The 19185-nt window shown below is 63.1% G+C and carries 16 protein-coding genes; 3 read left to right on the forward strand and 13 right to left on the reverse strand.

The window, feature by feature from the left end; all coding sequences use genetic code 11:
* Positions 1–115 precede the first annotated feature (115 nt).
* From DTP52_RS23430 to gabT, 3 genes are all read right to left on the reverse strand, one after another.
* Positions 116–604 carry an Lrp/AsnC family transcriptional regulator gene (locus DTP52_RS23430; RefSeq protein ID WP_003203167.1) on the reverse strand — a complete coding sequence of 163 codons (489 nt, stop codon included), beginning with the start codon at positions 602–604 and terminating at the stop codon, positions 116–118.
* A 45-nt stretch (positions 605–649) separates the two neighbouring features.
* Positions 650–1306 carry a 2-haloalkanoic acid dehalogenase gene (locus DTP52_RS23435; protein ID WP_109755477.1) on the reverse strand — a complete coding sequence of 219 codons (657 nt, stop codon included), beginning with the start codon at positions 1304–1306 and terminating at the stop codon, positions 650–652.
* Between the two features lie 84 nt (positions 1307–1390).
* Positions 1391–2683, reverse strand: a complete 1293-nt coding sequence (gene gabT, locus DTP52_RS23440) for a 4-aminobutyrate--2-oxoglutarate transaminase (RefSeq protein WP_109755478.1) — start codon at positions 2681–2683, stop codon at positions 1391–1393.
* Between the two features lie 287 nt (positions 2684–2970).
* Here gabT and DTP52_RS23445 point away from each other — a divergent pair, with 287 nt between their 5' ends.
* The 3 genes from DTP52_RS23445 to DTP52_RS23455 all read left to right on the forward strand — a co-directional run bounded on the left by DTP52_RS23445 (position 2971) and on the right by DTP52_RS23455 (position 5732).
* A complete protein-coding gene (locus DTP52_RS23445) occupies positions 2971–3897 on the forward strand; it encodes a glyoxylate/hydroxypyruvate reductase A (protein WP_109755479.1) in 927 nt (308 codons plus the stop codon).
* Positions 3898–4122: 225 nt separating this feature from the next.
* A complete protein-coding gene (locus DTP52_RS23450) occupies positions 4123–4980 on the forward strand; it encodes a GNAT family N-acetyltransferase (RefSeq protein WP_109755480.1) in 858 nt (285 codons plus the stop codon).
* A 44-nt stretch (positions 4981–5024) separates the two neighbouring features.
* Positions 5025–5732: a cupin domain-containing protein gene (locus tag DTP52_RS23455; protein ID WP_109755481.1), complete on the forward strand. Its 708-nt coding sequence runs from the start codon at positions 5025–5027 to the stop codon at positions 5730–5732.
* Positions 5733–6962: 1230 nt separating this feature from the next.
* Here DTP52_RS23455 and DTP52_RS23470 read toward each other — a convergent pair.
* The 10 genes from DTP52_RS23470 to DTP52_RS23515 all read right to left on the reverse strand — a co-directional run bounded on the left by DTP52_RS23470 (position 6963) and on the right by DTP52_RS23515 (position 19155).
* Positions 6963–8042, reverse strand: coding sequence for a tartrate dehydrogenase (locus DTP52_RS23470; protein ID WP_109755484.1), 1080 nt, complete (start codon positions 8040–8042; stop codon positions 6963–6965).
* A 40-nt stretch (positions 8043–8082) separates the two neighbouring features.
* On the reverse strand, positions 8083–9540 hold the full coding sequence (locus DTP52_RS23475; RefSeq protein ID WP_109755485.1) for an NAD-dependent succinate-semialdehyde dehydrogenase: 1458 nt from the start codon (positions 9538–9540) through the stop codon (positions 8083–8085).
* A gap of 270 nt (positions 9541–9810) precedes the next feature.
* Positions 9811–10968 (reverse strand): acetylornithine deacetylase, encoded by a 1158-nt coding sequence (gene argE / locus DTP52_RS23480; protein WP_109755486.1) that lies wholly within the window; start codon positions 10966–10968, stop codon positions 9811–9813.
* The gene (locus tag DTP52_RS23485) at positions 10965–12119 is read right to left on the reverse strand and encodes an FAD-binding oxidoreductase (protein ID WP_109755487.1); all 1155 of its coding nucleotides are present in this window, start codon (positions 12117–12119) and stop codon (positions 10965–10967) included. Before DTP52_RS23485 ends, argE begins: the two co-directional genes overlap by 4 nt.
* Positions 12116–13507: an NAD(P)/FAD-dependent oxidoreductase gene (locus tag DTP52_RS23490; protein ID WP_109755488.1), complete on the reverse strand. Its 1392-nt coding sequence runs from the start codon at positions 13505–13507 to the stop codon at positions 12116–12118. Before DTP52_RS23490 ends, DTP52_RS23485 begins: the two co-directional genes overlap by 4 nt.
* Positions 13489–13797: a (2Fe-2S)-binding protein gene (locus tag DTP52_RS23495; RefSeq protein ID WP_109755489.1), complete on the reverse strand. Its 309-nt coding sequence runs from the start codon at positions 13795–13797 to the stop codon at positions 13489–13491. The genes DTP52_RS23490 and DTP52_RS23495 overlap by 19 nt, the downstream gene beginning before the upstream one ends.
* Positions 13794–15638 (reverse strand): ABC transporter ATP-binding protein, encoded by a 1845-nt coding sequence (locus tag DTP52_RS23500; protein ID WP_109755490.1) that lies wholly within the window; start codon positions 15636–15638, stop codon positions 13794–13796. The genes DTP52_RS23495 and DTP52_RS23500 overlap by 4 nt, the downstream gene beginning before the upstream one ends.
* A 1-nt stretch (position 15639) precedes the next feature.
* Positions 15640–16515, reverse strand: coding sequence for an ABC transporter permease (locus DTP52_RS23505; protein WP_109755491.1), 876 nt, complete (start codon positions 16513–16515; stop codon positions 15640–15642).
* Entirely contained in the window at positions 16512–17468 is a 957-nt protein-coding gene (locus DTP52_RS23510; protein WP_109755492.1) for an ABC transporter permease, read from the reverse strand. The genes DTP52_RS23505 and DTP52_RS23510 overlap by 4 nt, the downstream gene beginning before the upstream one ends.
* 43 nt (positions 17469–17511) lie before the next feature.
* Positions 17512–19155: an ABC transporter substrate-binding protein gene (locus DTP52_RS23515; RefSeq protein ID WP_109755493.1), complete on the reverse strand. Its 1644-nt coding sequence runs from the start codon at positions 19153–19155 to the stop codon at positions 17512–17514.
* Positions 19156–19185: the final 30 nt, after the last annotated feature.

The following is a 19185-nucleotide window of genomic DNA, read 5'->3' on the forward strand; positions in this document are numbered from 1 at the left end:
TCGCGAGCAAGCTCGCTCCCACAAGGGTTGGCGGTGGACATAGGGGTTGCGTACACCAGAGATCAAGTGTGGGAGCGAACTTGCTCCCACAGTTGTTCCTGGATAGGTCTCGGCTTCAATGCCGCAACAACTTGCGCAACGGAATCTCGTCCTTGCGCACCGGTGACTTGATGACGATGTAGCTGAAATACTTGGAGATGCCGATGTTCTTGTCCAGCAAACTTTCCATCACGTCCTGATAGTCCTGGATGCTGCGGGTCATGAACCGCACCAGGTAGTCATAGCCGCCGCTGATCAGGTGGCATTCGAGTACTTCATCCACCAGGCGGATGTTGGATTCGAACTTGGCGAAGTCCTCGCGCTTGTGGTCGCTCAGGGTGACTTCGGTGAAGACCGTCACCGAGTCGGTGATCTTGGCCAGGTTCAGATGGGCCTTGTAGCTGGAGATGTACCCCAACGACTCCAGCCGTTTGACCCGTTGCAGGCATGGGCTGGCGGACAAGCCCACGGCATCGGCCAGGCTGACGTTGGTCATGCGACCGTCTTTTTGAAGCTCTACCAAAATGCTGATGTCGATCCGGTCCAGTTTCGCTAAACCTTCCATCGCATACCTCTTGCCTGCCGTTCGTAAGACAATCTTCTAACAAAATCAGCGTCGTAAGGACAGCTGATGCTGAGCCACCAGATCAGCCATGCTGTTGATGCAATAGTCCGCCGCACAGGGCGTGGACGGGTTTTCGCTGCTGCGGCAGATCAGGCAAACCGCCCCGACCTCCCGTGGACGGGCGCCAGGACGGGTTATCTGTAGGATAGCTTCGGCATCCAGATCGTTGGCCAGCAACCAATCGCGATCCTGCAACGGGTCGCTCGCCAGGGAAATGAAATCATCCGGCTCGATGCCCAGGCGCTCGCACAGGGCACCCCGGTCCTCGGCATCACGATCCCCCTGCACCAGCAGGCGATAGAACTTGCGCAGGTAGAGCATCGCCCCTGGCGCATCCTCGAACAGCGTCCAGCCGGCGGCCGAGCGAGCAAAGCTCATGCCCTCCTCCCAACTGACCTTGAGCTTCCAGCGTTCAGCCAACTGGCGGTGAGCGAAACACAGCAACCCACTGAAGCCCAGCTCGCCGAAGCGCGGATACAGGGCCCGCAGCACCTCGTCGAACTCGGCCAGAACCCGGGTCTTGTCCGGTGAGTCGGCATGGTTTTCCAATAGCGGCTGCAAGGCCGTCCAGACGCCAGCGTCGCGATCCACCAGAACCTCATCGCAGTCGATCAACAACGCTCGATATTCAGTCAGCCTCATGGGTAAAGCCTCCGATGATGTCCATCACTCGCGCTCCATTAGTGGCATGGGCGCTTGCCTTGGCAAACGCCCATGCCAGGCGTTTCAGCCCACGACCCGGGCCAGTGCGGCGTCGAGAATCTGCAACGCTTCGTCGATCTGTGCTTCGCTGGTGACCAACGGTGCCAGGAAGCGCAAGACGTTGCGGTACACCCCGCACTTGATGACCAGCAAGCCACCGGCGCGGGCTTCGTCGATCAGGCGTTGGTTCAGGTCGGCGTCCGGGGTGCGTGCCTCGTCATGCTTGACCAATTCGATCGCCAACATGAAACCGCTGCCGCGCACATCGCCAATCTGCGGGTAGCGCGCTTGCAGGCGCAACAGGCCCTGGCGCAGACGCTCACCCAGAACTTCGCCACGGGCCAGCAGTTGCTCTTGCTCGTATGCCTCGATCACTGCCAGCGCCGCCGCGCACGACAGCGCGTTACCACCGTAGGTGCCGCCCAGGCCACCGGGCAGCGGTGCGTCCATTATCTCGGCCTTGCCGACCACACCCGACAGCGGCAAGCCACCGGCCAGGCTCTTGGCGACCGTGACCAGGTCCGGCTGAATGCCCGCGTGCTGGAAACCGAACCATTTGCCGGTGCGGCCGAAACCGGTCTGGATTTCATCGAGAATCAACACAATGCCATGCTTTTGCGTCAATGCGCGCAGGCCCTGCAAAAATTCGGCGGGTGCTGCCAGGAAACCGCCATCGCCCTGCACCGGCTCGATGATGATCGCCGCGACCCGCTCGGGCGCCACTTGGGTGGCCAACAGCTCGTCCAGCGCCTGCAACGCCATCGCGCTGGTGACACCGCGATAGGCATTCGGGTACGGGGTGTGGAAGACCTCCGGCGCGAACGGACCGAAATTCTGTTTATACGGTTGGCTCATGCCGGTCAGCGTGGTGCCGAGCAAGGTCCGGCCATGGAAGCCACCGCGAAAGGCGATCACCGCCGAGCGGTTGGTGTGGGCACGGGCGATCTTCACGGCATTTTCCACCGCCTCGGCGCCGGAGGTGAAAAAGGCTGCTTTGTAGTGCTCCTGGCCGCCGATCATCTCGCACAGGCGCTGGGCCAAGTCCAGGTAAGGCTTGTAGGCCACCACCTGGAAGCAGGCATGGGAGACTTTCTGCAACTGGGCCTGCACCGCAGCGACGACCTTGGGATGATTGTGGCCGATGTTCAACACACCGATGCCGCCGACGAAGTCCAGGTAGCGCTTGCCGTCCACATCCCACAACTCCGAGCCCTGGGCCCTGTCGATGACCAACGGGTGAGCGGTGACCAGGCCACGTGGCACGAATCGATCACGCTGACGGAGCAGACTTGGAGTTTCTTCGACTTTACTGTTCATGGCATTTCCCATCGTGAGCCTCGCCCCCAGGAAGCGGTTGCGGTGTGTTCACAGGTTAAGGGTTCGACGCGATTGTCTAAGCCGAACTTGGCCGCTGAGAAATCCGGATCGACTGTTTACACCCCGGCAAACAGCAGAATCCTCCAGAGGCATTCCACTCCCATGGAATCTGCCGCAGGAGGCGCCTTGCAACGCAGCCTGATGCTGCTACGCAAGCCCTTTCGACAGATCCTGCTCTGGCGTTGAGGCATGCTAGGAGCTCCTTGATTTCAGGCGAGAAGTGACCCATGGCCCTGCTCTATAAAGCTGACCCGGTACGCGGCGAACACTGGCGGCGCCTGTTCGCCGAACACGCGCCGGACATCGAATGGCGTGCCTGGCCAGACATTGGCGACCCGCGGGATATCCAGTACCTGGCAGCCTGGCAGGCCCCGGACGAGCTCGAAACGCTGTTGCCGAATCTGCAGGTGCTGTTCGCCCTGTCAGCCGGTGTCGATCAGCTCGACCTCGGTCGCTTGCCAACAACGCTGCCGGTGGTGCGCCTGCTCGACCCGGGCATCAGCCAGGGCATGTGCGAGTACGCCAGTTTCGCCGTGCTCAGCCTGCACCGGGACATGTTGCGCTATCGCCAGCAACAGGCCGAACGCTGCTGGCAGGCACATCGCCTGGTGCCCGCGCACCAGCGCCGGGTGGGCGTCATGGGCCTGGGTTTACAGGCGCGACAGATACTCGCCACCTTGAAGACCTTTGGCTTTGCCTTGTCGGGTTGGGCCCGCAGCGAGCATCGCCTCGATGGGGTCGCGTGCTTTGCCGGCGACGAGCAATTGCCGGCCTTTCTCGGCCAGTGCGACATTGTCCTGTGCGTCCTGCCGTTGACCGAGCAGACCCGAGGGATCCTCGACCGCCAGCTGTTCCAGCAACTGCCCAAGGGTGCGGCGCTGGTCAACATGGGCCGGGGTGGGCATCTGGTGGAAGCGGATCTGCTTGAAGCACTCGCCGACGGCCAACTCAGCGCCGCAGTGCTCGACGTGCTGGAACAGGAACCGGCAGCGCCGGAGCATCCTTTCTGGCATCACCCGCAGATACTGCTGACCCCGCATATCGCAGCGATGACCCAACCCGAGAGTGCATTTGGCGTGTTGCTGGAGAATATTCGCCGGCATCAACGAGGCGAATCGATGCTTGGGTTGGTTGACCGTGAGCGCAGCTATTGAGCCCTCGGTGGCCGTTGGTTTCGATCTGAACGGCGAAAAACCGCGCCGGTATTTACTGCTGGCCAAACGTCTGATTTGAGCAAGAAATGTGGCCGGCAGAGCCGTTGCTTACGGAAGATACCGAATCGATTTGCCACGCTTGCCAGGCCCGGTTGCAGGTGAGATACACAGACTTTCAGCGCACAAATCCACCCGATTTCGTCCCTTATTTTATGGTGATCTGCCATGTCCATTTCGCAACGCCCTACTTACTTCTATCGCGCCATGACCGCCACCGACGTGCCTGCGGCCCATGCCTTGTCCGTGCAGTTGAAATGGCCCCATCGCCTGGAAGACTGGGCGATGTTGCAGCGAGTCGCCCAGGGGTTTGTCGTGGAAGACCAGGGCCGTTTGATCGGAACGGCGTTCACCTGCGCCCAGGGGAACTACGCCACCATTGGCCTGGTGATCGTCGACGACGAGTACCAGGGCCAGGGCATCGGTCGCAAACTGATGGAACTGGCCATCGAGGCCTGCGGATCGCGCACCGCCATTCTCAACGCGACGCTGGCCGGTGCCCCGCTGTATGCCAGCCAGGGATTCGTCGATTTTGGGCATATCCAGCAGCATCAAGGGCACGCGCAAGTGCCGGCCCCGCAGGAACTGGCCGCCGGCGAAAGCTGCCGCGTGCTGGGCGAAGCCGACCGCGCCGAGTTGATCGAACTGGCCAATGCCGGGAGCGGGCTGGAGCGCACTGTCGTACTCAATGACCTGTTCGACGTCGTTGAACATTCAGTGGGTATCGAGCGCGACGGTCACCTGTGCGCCTTCGCCCTGCTGCGCCCCTTCGGCCGTGGCCGCTGCATTGGCCCGGTCATCGCCCAGAACCTGGAACAGGCCCAGCACTTGATCGCCGTGCTGCTGGCCGAAGTGCCGGACGCATTCGTTCGCATCGACATTCCCTCGAACAGTGGCCTGGCCCCTTGGCTGGAAAAGGTCGGGCTCAAGCAGGTCGACACCGTCGCCCAAATGGCACGGGGCACGCCCCCGCAGACTACCGGTGCGGTTCGACAATTTGCGCCGGTGACCCAGGCCATTGGCTGAAACGAACCCTATTTCCTTCAACGCTTCCCTGGAGAATCATCTTCATGCTCGAACCCACCCCAGTGCTGTTGGCACACGCCGATGGCAGCCTAGCTTCCACCCCATTCACGCCGGGCTCACTGGCAGCCAAGGATCCATTCGACCGACTCATTGCCTATGCCGGGGCGGATGGCATGGCAGCCGGCGTGGTCCGCGCAAGTGGACGGTTCAGCGTCGATGAATACCCCTTCAGTGAGACAATCGTGGTGCATGCCGGCGCGGTAATCCTGAGCAGTCAGGGGCAGACGCTGCAGCTCACGCCGGGTGAAAGCGCGGTGATCGGTCGAGGGACGGCGCTTAAGGTCGAAGCGCAGCCCGGGTCGCTCTGGGCCTTCTGCGCCGACACCCAACTGGTCGAAGAACCTCATCCCGGGCTCACGGCGCTCCCCGCCCACACCCTGCTCTCACCCTCTGCGCCACCCGACGACGAGATCCTGCTGAGCCCGCCACCGCAATGTCGTTCCCACAATCTGTTTGTCGAAGAGGCGAGCAACCTGCGCATCGGCATCTGGGACTCGACGCCCTACACCCGCCGGTCACGACCGCACAAACTGCACGAATTGATGCACCTGCTCGAAGGCAGCGTCACCCTGCAAGCCGCCGATGGCAGCAACCTGACGGTCAACACTGGCGATACGGTGTTCGTGCCCCTGAATGCGCCGTGTGCCTGGAAGAGCAGCGTCTATGTACGCAAGGTCTACGTCGTCAAATAATCCGGCGTACGACAGTCACACCGCTATCGCGAGCAGGCTCGCTCCCACAGGGGACCTGCGCCAGCCGCAAAACCGAAGGGCGTCCCAGATCAAATGTGGGAGCGAGCCTGCTCGCGATGACGGCGGCACATCCAACATCATCGCAAGCTGATCCACCGCTATCGCGAGCAGGCTCGCTCCCACAGTGGACCTGCGCCAGCCGCAAAACCGAAGGGCGTCCCAGATCAAATGTGGGAGCGAGCCTGCTCGCGATGACGGCGGCACATCCAACATCATCGCAAGCTGATCCACCGCTATCGCGAGCAGGCTCGCTCCCACAGTGGACCTGCGCCAGCCGCAAAACCGAAGGGCGCCCCATATCAAATGTGGGAGCGGGCTTGCTCGCGATGGCGGCGGCACATCCAACAACATCGCAAGCAGACCCAACGCTATCGCGAGCAAGCTCGCTCCCACAGTGGACCTGCGCCTGCCGCAAAACCGAAGGGCGTCCCAGATCAAATGTGGGAGCGAGCCTGCTCGCGAAGACGGCGGCACATCCAACATCATCGCAAGCTGATCCACCGCTATCGCGAGCAAGCTCGCTCCCACAGTGGACCTGCGCCTGCCGCAAAACCGAAGGGCGTCCCAGATCAAATGTGGGAGCGAGCCTGCTCGCGAAGACGGCGGCACATCCAACATCATCGCAAGCTGATCCACCGCTATCGCGAGCAAGCTCGCTCCCACAGTGGACCTGCGCCTGCCGCAAAACCGAAGGGCGTCCCAGATCAAATGTGGGAGCGAGCCTGCTCGCGATGACGCCGGCACATCCAACACCATCGCAAGCAGACCCAACGCTATCGCGAGCAGGCTCGCTCCCACAGGGGACCTGCGCCAGCCGCAAAACCGAAGGGCGCCCCAGATCAAATGTGGGAGCGAGCCTGCTCGCGAAGACGGCGGCACGTCCAACACCATCGCAAGCAGACCCAACGTTATCGCGAGCAAGCTCGCTCCCACAGTGGACCTGCGCCAGCCGCAAAACCGAAGGGCGTCCCAGATCAAATGTGGGAGCGGGCTTGCTCGCGATGACGGCGGCACATCCAACACCATCGCAAGCAGACCCAACGCTATCGCGAGCAAGCTCGCTCCCACAGGGGAACCATGGTGGACATGATCTGGCGGCAAAAAAAAAGCCCGCAGTGTGAGCGGGCAAAGGGGTCACAGGTGAGGCAGGCGTCCATGCCTGGCTAAATCTCAGAGCGCGGCGGCGATGGCCCGGCCAACATCCTGGGTCGAGCCCTGCCCACCCAGGTCGGGGGTGATAGGCCCTTGGGCGATCACCCGCTCGATGGCCGTGAGAATCCCGTCATGGGCCGCGCGATAACGCTCATCGCCGTTACCCAGAAAGTCCAGCATCAACGCACCGGACCAGATCATCGCGATCGGGTTGGCGATGTTCTGCCCATAGATATCCGGGGCCGAACCATGCACCGGTTCGAACAGCGACGGGAAGCGCCGCAACGGATCGAGGTTGGCCGATGGGGCGATGCCGATGGTGCCGGCGCAGGCCGGGCCCAGGTCGGAGAGGATGTCGCCGAACAGGTTCGACGCCACCACCACATCGAAACGATCCGGCTGCAACACGAAGCGCGCGCAGAGGATGTCGATGTGTTGCTTGTCCCACTGCACATCCGGGTACTGCGCGGCCATCAACGCCGTGCGCTCGTCCCAATACGGCATGCTGATGGAGATGCCGTTGGACTTGGTCGCCGCCGTCAGGCGTTTGCGCGGTCGAGTCTGGGCCAGGTCGAAGGCGAACTTGAGGATCCGGTCGACCCCGCGCCGGGTGAACACCGACTCCTGCAGCACGAACTCATGTTCGGTGCCTTCGAACATCTTGCCGCCGACCGACGAATATTCGCCCTCGGTGTTCTCACGGATCACCACGAAGTCGATGTCCCCCGCTTCGCGCCCGGCCAACGGACACGGCACACCCGGGAACAGGCGCACCGGACGAATGTTCACGTATTGGTCGAAGTCACGACGAAACTTGAGCAACGAGCCCCACAGGGAGATGTGATCCGGCACCTTGTCCGGCCAGCCCACGGCACCGAAGTAGATCGCGTCGAAGCCCTTGAGCTGTTCGAACCAGTCGGCGGGCATCATTTGCCCGTGCTCCAGGTAGTAATCGCAGTGGGCCCAATCGAGCACTTCGATGTCCAGCGACAACTGCCACTTTTTCGCGGCCTGCTCCAGGACTCGCAGCCCTTCCGGCAGGACTTCCTTGCCGATACCGTCGCCGGCGATGGCGGCGATGCGAAATGGTTTGCTCATCAATCATGGCTCCCTAATGTCTGTCCAAGCGCTGGCCGCATCACAGCCCACCGATATGGAAGGCTTTGACTTCAAGGTATTCGTCCAGACCATATTTGCTGCCTTCACGGCCCAGGCCCGACTGTTTGATGCCGCCAAACGGGGCGACTTCCATGGAGATCAGCCCGGTGTTGAGCCCGACCATGCCGAATTCCAGCGCCTCGCCGAAGCGCCATGAACGACGCAGGTCCTGGGTGAAGTAATAAGCGCCCAGGCCATACGGCGTGGCATTGGCCAGGGCCAGGGCCTGCTCCTCGGTAGTAAAGCGCATCAGCGGCGCGACCGGGCCGAAGGTTTCTTCGTTGGCCAGCAACATCCCGGCGTGGGCCTCACCCAGCACCGTGGGCTGGACGAACTGGCTGTCGCCCTCGGGAACACCGCCACAGAGCAGGCGCGCGCCCTGGCTCAACGCATCGTCGATGTGCCGGGCGACTTTGCTCACGGCGGCCGGGTTGATCAGCGGGCCGATCGTCACGTCAGCCTCCAGACCATTGCCGACCTTGAGCTTGCCCACCTCTTCCACCAGCCGCGCGGCGAAGCGCTCGTAGATGCCGTCCTGCACCAGGATGCGGTTGGCGCAGACGCAGGTCTGGCCGGCGTTGCGGAACTTGCTGAGCATGATTCCGGCCACCGCCTGCTCCAGGTCAGCGTCGTCGAACACGATGAACGGTGCGTTGCCGCCCAGTTCCAGGCTCAGGCGCTTGATGTGTTCGGCGCTCTGGCGCATCAGCAGCCGCCCGACTGCGGTGGAACCGGTAAAGGAAATCTTGCGCACCGTCGGGTTGCCGGTCAGTTCTTCGCCGATGCCGGCCGGCAGGCCGGTGACAACGTTGAACACCCCGGCCGGAATCCCGACCCGCTCAGCCAGAACGGCCAAGGCCAAGGCTGACAAAGGCGTCAGGTCGGAGGGTTTGACAATGACCGGGCAACCCGCCGCCAGGGCGGGTGCGCATTTGCGAGTGATCATTGCATTGGGAAAATTCCACGGGGTGATCGCGGCGCAGACGCCCACCGGTTGCTTGAGCGTGAGCAAGCGACGGTCACCACTGGGCGCCGGAATGGTTTCGCCATAAACCCGGCGGGCTTCTTCGGCAAACCATTTGGCGAAGCCGGCTCCATAGCGGATCTCGCCTTTGGCTTCGTTCAGCGGCTTGCCCTGTTCCCGAGTCATGATCAGCGCCAGGTCGTCGAGGTTGTCGATCATGGCCTGGTACCAACGCTCCAGCAGCACCGCACGCTCAGCCGCCGGACGCGCGCGCCAGGCCGGCCAGGCACGCTCGGCGGCCTCGATGGCGCGGCGGGTTTCCACGCCTTGCATGGCCGGTACCCGGGCCAGCACTTCACCGGTCGCCGGGTCGATGACATCCAGGGTGGCCGCATTGTCGGCGCCGATACACTGACCGTCGACATAAGCGAGTTCTGCCAACAGGCTGGGGTCTTTCAATTGATTCTTTAGCATGGTCGCGTCCTGTTCCGAGGTAGTTCCAGTCTAGGGAGATGCCACGGGGCAGGATGCTGAAAGCGGGGTTTGGGCAGTGTTGGATGCTGAAGTTTCGAGGTGGGACGGCAGGCTCTACCGAGGCCCCAGGCTAAACACCAAACCCTGTGGGAGCAAAGCTTGCTCGCGATTGCGGTGCATCAGGCGACATTGATCAAGACCGTGTCATCGTTCATCGCGAGCAAGCTTTGCTCCCACAGGCGTACTCCCACATTTTGTTCTGTGTATGGCTTAGATTTTCAAGGAACCCAGCAACCCGTCCAAAAACCGCTCCCCCGCCTCCATCTGGCTGATTTCGATGAACTCGTCAGGCTTGTGCGCCTGTTCGATGGAGCCCGGGCCGCAGACCACCACGGGCACATCCAGGCGCTGCTTGAACAGGCCGCCTTCGGTGCCGAAAGAGACCTTGGCAGTGCCAGTGTCCGGGGCGGCGAAGTTTTTCAGGAAGCGCACCGCCTCGACACTCGGATGGGTGTCAAGACCCGGGTAGACGTTCAGAGTTTCGATCTCGATGTCCGCGACGCTGGAGAGTTTCTTGGCTTCACGCACGATCGCTTCGGCCTGCTCACGCAGTTGTTCCAGGAACAAGTCCAGGTTATCGGCCGGCAAGTTGCGCACTTCGAAATCCAGGGTGCACAGGTTCGGCACGATGTTCAGTGCCTTGCCGCCGACGATCTGCCCGACATGCACGGTGCTGTAGGGCACGTCGTAATCCGCGTCCTGGGCGCCCTGCGCCTGCAATTGCTGTTGGCTCTGGCGCAGCGCGGCGATGAAATCGCAGGCCACGTGAATCGCATTGACCGAGCGCGGCGCCAATGACGAATGCGCCTCCAGGCCACGACAGTAAGTGCGATAGGACCCCTTGCCCTTGTGGCCAAGCACGAACTGCATGTTGGTCGGCTCGCCGATCACGCACAGAAACGGCCGCACCGGCGCCAGGTGCAGCACGTCGAGCAAGCGACGCACGCCGAGGCAACCGATCTCCTCGTCGTGGGAGAGCGCCAGTTGCAGTGGCCGGTTCAAGGGATGGTCGGCGGCATCGAGCATGGCGTCGATGGCCAGTGCGATGAAACCCTTCATGTCGCAACTGCCACGCCCATAGACCCGCCCGTCCCGCACGGTCGCCTGGAACGCCGGGACGGTCCAGGCCTGCCCCGCCGCGGGCACCACGTCGGTGTGCCCGGACAGCAGGATCCCAGGCAATTCACGCGGGCCGGTGCTGGCGAACAGGTTGGCCTTCTTGCCGCTTTCATCCTTGACGATCAGCGACTCGATGCCCTTGCCCAGCAACAGCTCGCGCACGTATTCGATCAGGGCCAGGTTCGATTCTGAGGAGACCGTTTCAAACGCCAGCAGGCGTTCGAAAATGGCTAGCACGCGGGGTTTCATGAGGCCTTGCTCCGTTGCTCGGCGGAAAGGGCGAACCGGCGGATGGAGAACGGCTCGATGGAAGTTCGAGTGCTGCCGGTGCTGATCAGTTCAGCCATGACATCGCCGACGCCCGGGCCGAGCTGGAAGCCATGACCACAGAAACCGAAGGCATAGTACAAACCGTCGACGTTGCCACTGGGGCCCATTACCGGCAGGGAATCGGGCAGGTAGCCTTCGATGCCGCTCCACACGCGAATGATGTTGAGATTGCCGACACCCGGCAGCAACCGGCGCATCTGGTCCAGTTGATTGAGGATGCTGCGCGGCTCGACATAGGCCCGGCGGTTGAGCATGTCCGGCTTGCTGCGATAGCCACCGCCGATGACGATATTGCCCCGGGGGATCTGGCGGAAATAGATCACCTCTTCGGGAATCTTGGTGTACACCCCGATCACCGTCGGCAAGGCATAAGGCACCGGTTCGGTGACGGCCATTTGTGGGCCGTTGGTCTCCAGGGGCACCGGCTCGCCGAACTGAGCCGAAAGCTTCTGGCCCCAGGCGCCTGCGGTAATCAACAGTTGGCCGGCGCTGAACTGGCGACCGTCGGTGGTGCTGATGCTGAATCCATCACCGACCTTCTGCACCTCCGCCACCTCAGTCCGCTCCTCGATGCGCGCACCGAGGCGTCGGGCCGCCCGGGCAAACGCCGGGGCCGCCAGGCGCGGGTTGGCGTGACCGTCGTGGGGTGCATAGGAGCCGCCCTTGACGTCCTTGCCGAGAAACGGAAAACGCGCATGCAGTTCGCTGCCGCGATAGATCTGCAAGTCCAGCTGCGCCGCCTCCGGTGCCGCCGCATAAGCTTCGAGCTCGGGGATTTCATCCTCGCGATAGCACACGCGCATATGCCCGCTGGCGATGAACTCCAGATCGTCGTCGATCAGCTCCGGCAGGCGTTTCCACAGCGCCCAGGAACGGTTCGCCAGTTCCAGTTGCCCGAGGAACCGCCCCTGGCGCCGCACGTTGCCGAAATTCACGCCGCTGGCGTACTGACCGATCTGGTCACGCTCCAGCAGGATCACCGACTGCCCGCGCTGCCGCAGAAAAAACGCCGCCGCCGAGCCCATCAAGCCACCCCCGACAATTACTACGTCGGCTTTATTCAGCGTCATGGCGCCACCTCCCGAGTGAGCATCGAAAGCGGTTTGACCGGTGCCTGACCGCGCTGGCGTCCCACCTCCTGCACAGGGACACCCGCTGCCGCGGCAATCACTTCGGCACCGACCTGGGAGCAATAGCGCCCCTGGCAACGGCCCATGCCGACCCGGCTGAAAGCCTTGGCCCGATTGACTTCACAGGCGCCCTTTTCGCTGACCGTGCGACGCAACTCGCCGGCGCTGATCATTTCGCAACGGCAGACGATGGCCTCGTCCGGCAAGGCCTTGGCTTGCGCGGCGGGCCAGGGAAATGCCTGGGCCAGGCCGAGGCGAAAGTCATCCATGACTTTGAGCGCCTGGCGCTGCTCGGCGACCTGTGCGGGGTCCACCGGCAGTTGCAGATCGCGCAACAACGCCAGGGCAACCAGGCGCCCGGCATGCTCGGCGGCATCGGCGCCACGGATCTTCGAACCATCGCCGGCGGCGTAGACACCGCTGACCGAGGTCCGGCCCTCTTCGTCCACCTCCAACCACCATTGCCCTGAGGCCTCGTCGAAACGCATGCGACAGCCTGCCAGGTCAGCCAGTTGGGTTTCCGGCCGCAAGTGATAACCCAGCGCCACCGCGTCGCACGCCACCGTCAAGGTTTCCCCGTTCGCGGTGCGTACTCGTACGCCACTGACACCGGTGACTGCCTCACCAAGCACTTGCAGCGGCGAAATGCCCAGGTGCACCGGGATCTTCGCCCGATACAGCTGGGCCAACAGCTTCATGCCGGTAAACAGCAATCCCGGGCGCGCCATGAGTTTGGGCAAGGCTTTGATCCGCAAGCCCAGGGGCGAGGTGTCCAGCACCGCGGCAACAGTGGCCCCGGCTTTTACGTATTGACTGGCAACGAGGTACAGCAACGGCCCGCTGCCCATGAACACCACGCGGTGGCCGATGGAAACCGCCTGGGCCTTGAGTGCAATCTGCGCCCCGCCGAGGCTGTAGGTGCCGCCCAGTTGCCAGCCTTCGATGGGCATGAGGCGGTCGGTGGCACCCGTGCAAAGGATCAGCGCGTCATAGTCCACCGTTGTGTGCAGCCCCTGGCTGACACAGCACAACTGCCCGGGCGTCAGGTTCCACGCCAGGGTGTCGGGACGGTAGTCGATCTGCGGGCGCAGGCGGTCGAAGCTTTCGTGCAGGTCCCGGGCCTTGTCCGCCTCGGTGCCGTACAACGTCGTGTAGCTGCGGGTGAACCCTTCAGGTTGACGCCGGTAGATCTGCCCGCCATCGCGACGATTTTCGTCGATCAGGATCGGTTTGAAGCCCGCCGCCACCAAGGTCTGGGCACACCGGACGCCGGCCGGTCCGGCGCCGACGATGACGACTCGATGGGTGTTCAGCCGCGCAGTGGCCATATCGCCTCCGGTTGTTGAGTGATGATGTCCAGCCCTTCGCGTACTTCATTGGAGCAGGCCCGCAGGCGTTCGCCGCTGCGAGTCCAGACCCAGCAATCCTGGCAGGCGCCCATCAGGCAGAAGCCAGCGCGGCTACCCGGATCGAATTCCGACTGGCGCAACGCCGGGCCATGGGTCAGCAACGCGACCATCAGCGTGTCGCCCTGCAACGCCTCGATGGGGACGCCATCGACTTTCAATTTGACGATGGGCCGGCCCTGTTCGGCCAACCTCACGAAACGCGCATTCATGCGTAGGCTCCCACGATCATGCTGTTTGAATCCTGTTGGCACTTGAGCAGCTCGGCACTGTCGTGATGACAAAGCACCTCGCTGCCGCCATCGATAATCCGCCGAGGCGGCGCAGTGTGGTTGCACAGGCCGTCGACCCGCATCGGGCAGCGATTGAGAAAGGTGCACAGGTCAGGCACCTCGGCTCGCGCCCCCAACGGCGGCAGCGTGCCGCAGGTCGTGGCGCCACAGGTTTCCAACCAGCCCTGGCGCAGCTCCGGCACCGAATGGATCAGCAGGTCGGTGTAGGGATGGAACGGCGCCTGGGCGAACGATTGCCGGGGGCCCGCCTGGACTTTGTGGCCGCTGTACATCACCACGATGTCGTCGCACAGCGCCCGCACCGTGGAGATGTCGTGGCTGATGAACAAGTAGGACACCCCCAGTTGCTGGCGCAGGTCGCGCAGCAGTTCAAGGATCGCCGCGCCGACCACGGTATCCAGCGCCGAGGTCACTTCATCGCAGAGAATCAGATCCGGTTTGGCCGCCAGCGCCCGGGCCAGGTTGACCCGTTGCTTCTGTCCGCCGGAGAGCTCGCTCGGGCGGCGCTCGGCCAGCTCCCGTGGCAGACGCACCAGGTCGAGCAACTCGCCGATACGCTCGCGCAGCGTCGCACCCTTGAGGCCGAAATACATCTTCAGCGGCCGGCTCAGGATGGTGCTGATGCTGTGCATCGGGTTCAGCGCGGTGTCGGCGTTCTGGAACACCATCTGGATACGCCGGAACTGTTCGTCCGTGCGTTCGGACAGGCTGCCCCCCAGTGGCTGGCCATCGAAGGTCAGCCCGCCAAGGGCCGGGCTCAACAGCCCCGCCACCACCCGTGCCAGGGTCGATTTGCCTGAACCCGATTCGCCGATCACGCCGATGGCCTGGCCCCTGCGCACGGTCAGGTCGATGCCTTCCAGCACCCGGATCGCCGGCATGCCGTGCTGATCCTTGTTGCCGTAGCCGGCGGTCAAACCCTGGATGGTCAGCAGCGGCGTGTCTTCGGCCACACCGCAGGGCGGGCGAATCGTCGTGTCCGGCCGCGCCGCCGCCAACAGGCTGCGGGTGTAGGCGTGGGCCGGGCCCTTGAGCAGCGGCGCAGTGGCGCTGTGTTCGAAGATCTGCCCGCCGTTGAGTACCACGATCTGGTCGGCCATCTGTGCCACGACGGCCAGGTCGTGGGAGACGTAGACCGCCGTCGCACCCCGCTCGCGCACCACACGCTTGAAGGCCCGCAGCACGTCGATCTGGGTGGTCACATCGAGGGCCGTGGTCGGCTCATCGAGCACCACCAGCAGCGGATCGCTGATCAGCGCCATGGCCGCCATCACCCGCTGCAACTGTCCACCGGAGACTTGATGGGGATAGCGCCGGCCGATGCGCTCGGGGTTTGGCAGCGCCAGGTCGCGAAACAGTTCGATGGCCTTGGCTTCGAGCGTCGCCCGATTGCCCAGGCCGTGGATCAGCGCACCTTCCACCACTTGGTCGATAAGCCTCTTGGCCGGATTGAACGCCGCCGCCGCGCTCTGGGCGATGTACGACACCCGGTTGCCACGCAGGCCTTGCAGCTCGCCTTCGCTCAACGCCAGCATGTCGTGTTCGCCAATCTGCACCACGCCACCGGCCAGGCGACAACCGCGCCGGGCATAACCAAGCAGCGCCAGGGCGATGGTGGTCTTGCCGGAGCCGGACTCGCCAATCAACGCCAGCACTTCACCTTTCTCCAGGGAGAAACTCACGCCCTTGACGATATCCACCTCGCTGCGCTCGCCACAGGCGACCACGCGCAGGTTCTCGACTCGGATCAATTCGCTCATCTCAATGGCCTCCCGTACGTCGACTGCGCCGTGAAGACAGGCGGTCGATAAACAGATTGACGCCGATGGTCAGGGTGCCGATGGCCAGGGCCGGAATCACGATGGCCGGCGCGCCCTGGTTGAGGCCGCCGATGTTTTCCCGCACCAGCGAACCCAGGTCGGCGTCCGGCGGTTGCACACCGAGGCCGAGGAAGCTCATGCCGCTGAGCAGCAATACGATGAAGCCAAAACGCAGGCCCAGGTCAGCCAGCACCGGGTTGAGCATGTTCGGCAAAATTTCCACGCAAGCGATGTACAGCCGCCGTTCGCCCCGGGTGCGGGCCACTTGCACGTATTCCAGGGCCTCGATGTTCACCGCCATGCTGCGCGCGATCCGGAACGCGCCCGGCGTGTAACTCAGCACGGCCGTACACACCAGCAACGTCACCGACGAACCGAACGCCGAGACCATGATCAACGCCAGCATCTTGCTCGGGATCGAAATGAAGGCGTCCATCAGGCGACTGATCAGCTCGTCCAGCCATTTCGGTGAAACCACCGACAGCAATGCGCAACTGGTCCCAAGTCCACTGGACAACACTGCGGCTATCAATGCCAGGCCCACGGTGAACTGCGCGCCGACCAGAATCCGACTGAGCATGTCGCGGCCCAGGTAATCGGTGCCCAGCGGGTAAGCGGCGCTGAAGCTGCCGAAAACAGTGTCGGAGACCACTTCGCCCACCGGGTGCGGTGCCAGCCACGGGCCGAAGATCGCCACTAGCAACCAGGTTGCACACAGTGCGGCGCCGACCAGTCCAAGCCAGGACGAGCCGTGAGCATCTTTGCCCAACGCCAGAGCGACCGCCGCGGTCGGGGGTTTCACAATGGGATTGTTCATTGGTTTCTCAGCCTCGGGTTGGAAAGGATCGCGCACAGATCGGCAATCAGCACCAACGTCAGGTACGCCGTGCAAAACAGCATGGTGCAGGCCTGGACCAGCGCCATGTCGCGGTTCGTCACGGCGTCGACCATCAGGCTGGCGATACCGGGATAGTTGAAAATCGTCTCGACGATCACCACCCCGCCCAGCAGGTAGGAGAGGCTCAAGGCGATGGCGTTGGCGATCGGCCCGATGGCGTTGGGCAAGGCGTGGCGCAGCACCACCCGTACCGGACTCACGCCTTTGAGACGGGCCATTTCCACGTAAGGACTGTCCAGTTGATCGATCACTGCCGCCCGGGTCATGCGCGCCATTTGCGCGACGATCACGCAGCACAGCGTCATGACCGGCAAGGCATAGGTGCGCATGAATTGCAGCGGCGAGGTGATCTCACTGGAATAGGACAGCGCGGAAAGCCAGCCCAGGTTCACCGCGAAGATCAGCACTGCCAGGGTGGCGACCAGAAATTCCGGCACGGCCACCATCATCAGGGTAAAGAAACTCATGAAGCCGTCGATGCGTCCACCTCGCCCCATCGCCGAACCGATGCCCAGGATCAGGGCCAGCGGCACCGATACCAGCGCCGTGGCGGCCGCCAGCATCAGCGTGCTGGGCACCCTGCCCGCCATCAGCTCGGTGACCGGGACGGCATTGGAGACCGACACGCCCAGGTCGCCGCTGAGCAGGCTGGTCAACCAGTGCAGGTAGCGCAACACACCCGGTTGGTCCAGGCCCATCTTCATCCGCAGGGCCGCCACTTGCTCAGGCGTGGCGAACTGTCCAAGGGACTGTTGCGCCGCGTCGCCCGGCAACACCGCCGTGATGGCGAACACCACCATCGAGACGATCAACAGGGTCACGATCGCCGCGCCCAGGCGTCGGCCGATCAACCACAGTGTGTTGCTATTCATCACCCTACCCCTTGTGCCATGTCACGTCGCAAGAGCGCGCTCATCACGCGTCAAGCCAGACTTGCTCAGCGAACATATAGCCCATGAAACCGCCCAGCGGGTTGGTGCCATAACCCTTGACGCGCTGGTCGACCCCGTCGATGTTGCTGATGAACACCGGGATGCCGATGCCGCTGTGCTCATGCACCAGGGTCTGCATGTCCGCGTACATCTTGCCGCGCTTGGCCTCGTCGGTTTCACCCCGGGCCTGTATCAGCAACTGGTCGAACTGTTCGTTTTTCCAGCCGGATTCGTTCCATGGCGCCGTGGATTGGAAGAACTGCGAGAACAGCATGTCGGCGTTGGGCCGCGGGTTGATGTTGCCGAAGCTCAGCGGGTGCTTGGCCCAGTGGTTGGACCAGTAGCCATCGCTGGGCAGGCGGTTGACGTTGAGCTTGAGCCCGGCCTCCTTGGCCGATTGCTGCAGCAACACGGCAACGTCGACCGAGCCGGTGGCGGCCGGCGAGCACATCACCGGCATGCTGATGCTTTCCATGCCGGCCTTCTTCAACAGGAAACGGGCCTTTTCCGGATCGTAGGTCCGCTGCGGCAGATCGGCATTGTAGAAACGTGCACCGGGGGCGATCGGGTGGTCGTTGCCGACCCTGGCGAAACCCCGGAAGATCGCCGACTTGACCTGTTCGCGGTCCAGCAGCAGCTTCATGGCCTCGGTGAACTCCGGGCTCTGGCCGGGCATCTGGTCCTGGCGAATGATCAGGTCGGTGTAGTTGCCCGATGGCGAATCCACCACGCGATGGGTAGTGCTGTCCTTGATGCGCGTGGTCGAGCGCGGGTTGACCTCGTTGATGATCTGCACATCGCCCGACAGCAATGCGTTGACCCGCGATGGCTCGTCACCGATACCGATGAATTCGATCTCGTCCAGGTACGGCAGTCCAGGCTTCCAGTAGTTGGTATTGCGCGCACCAATCGAACGTACCCCGGGCTTGAATTCCTTGACCTTGAACGGACCGGTGCCGATGCCCTGGCTGAAGTCGCTGGTGCCCTCGGGGACGATCAACAGATGAGAAATGGCCAGGATCGAAGGCAACTCGGCATTCGGCCCGCTCAGGCGGATCTGCACCTCATGGGTACCGTTGGCCTTGACCTCGGCAAACTGCTCGGCCAGCGGCAAGACCTTGGAACCGGTGATCGGGTCCTTGTGGCGCAGCAGGGAAAACACCACGTCGGCGGCGGTGAGACCCTTGCCGTTGTGGAAGGTCACTTCCTTGCGCAGAGTAATCACCCAGAGCGTGGCGTCGGTGGTGTCGATGCGCTCGGCCAGTTCCAGTTGCGGCACCATGTGGCTGTCGAAACGCGTCAAGCCGTTGTAGAACATGTAGTGGCGCACGTAGTCCGTGGACGATGAGCCTTTGGCCGGGTCCAGGGTATCGGCGGTGGAACTGGAGATACCCGCCACGCGGATACGCCCGCCGGGCTTGCCTTTGCCGGGGTTTGCCTGTTCATCGGCCAGCAGCTTGCCGGCAGCGCCGAACAGACTGCCGGCACCGGCTGCGGCCACGCCCGCCAGCCCGAGCATTTGCAAGGCATGCCGACGTGACATGCCGCGATTGAGCCCTTCGAAAACACGCAGACTTTCTGTACCGGTGATCAACTGGTCTTTGATGCCGTTTTTATTGTCACTCATGTCAGTTCTACCTTTCGGAAAATGATAGGG

It is taken from the genome of Pseudomonas sp. 43mfcvi1.1, from assembly GCF_900115935.1.
GTDB classification, from domain to species: Bacteria; Pseudomonadota; Gammaproteobacteria; order Pseudomonadales; family Pseudomonadaceae; genus Aquipseudomonas; species Aquipseudomonas bijieensis.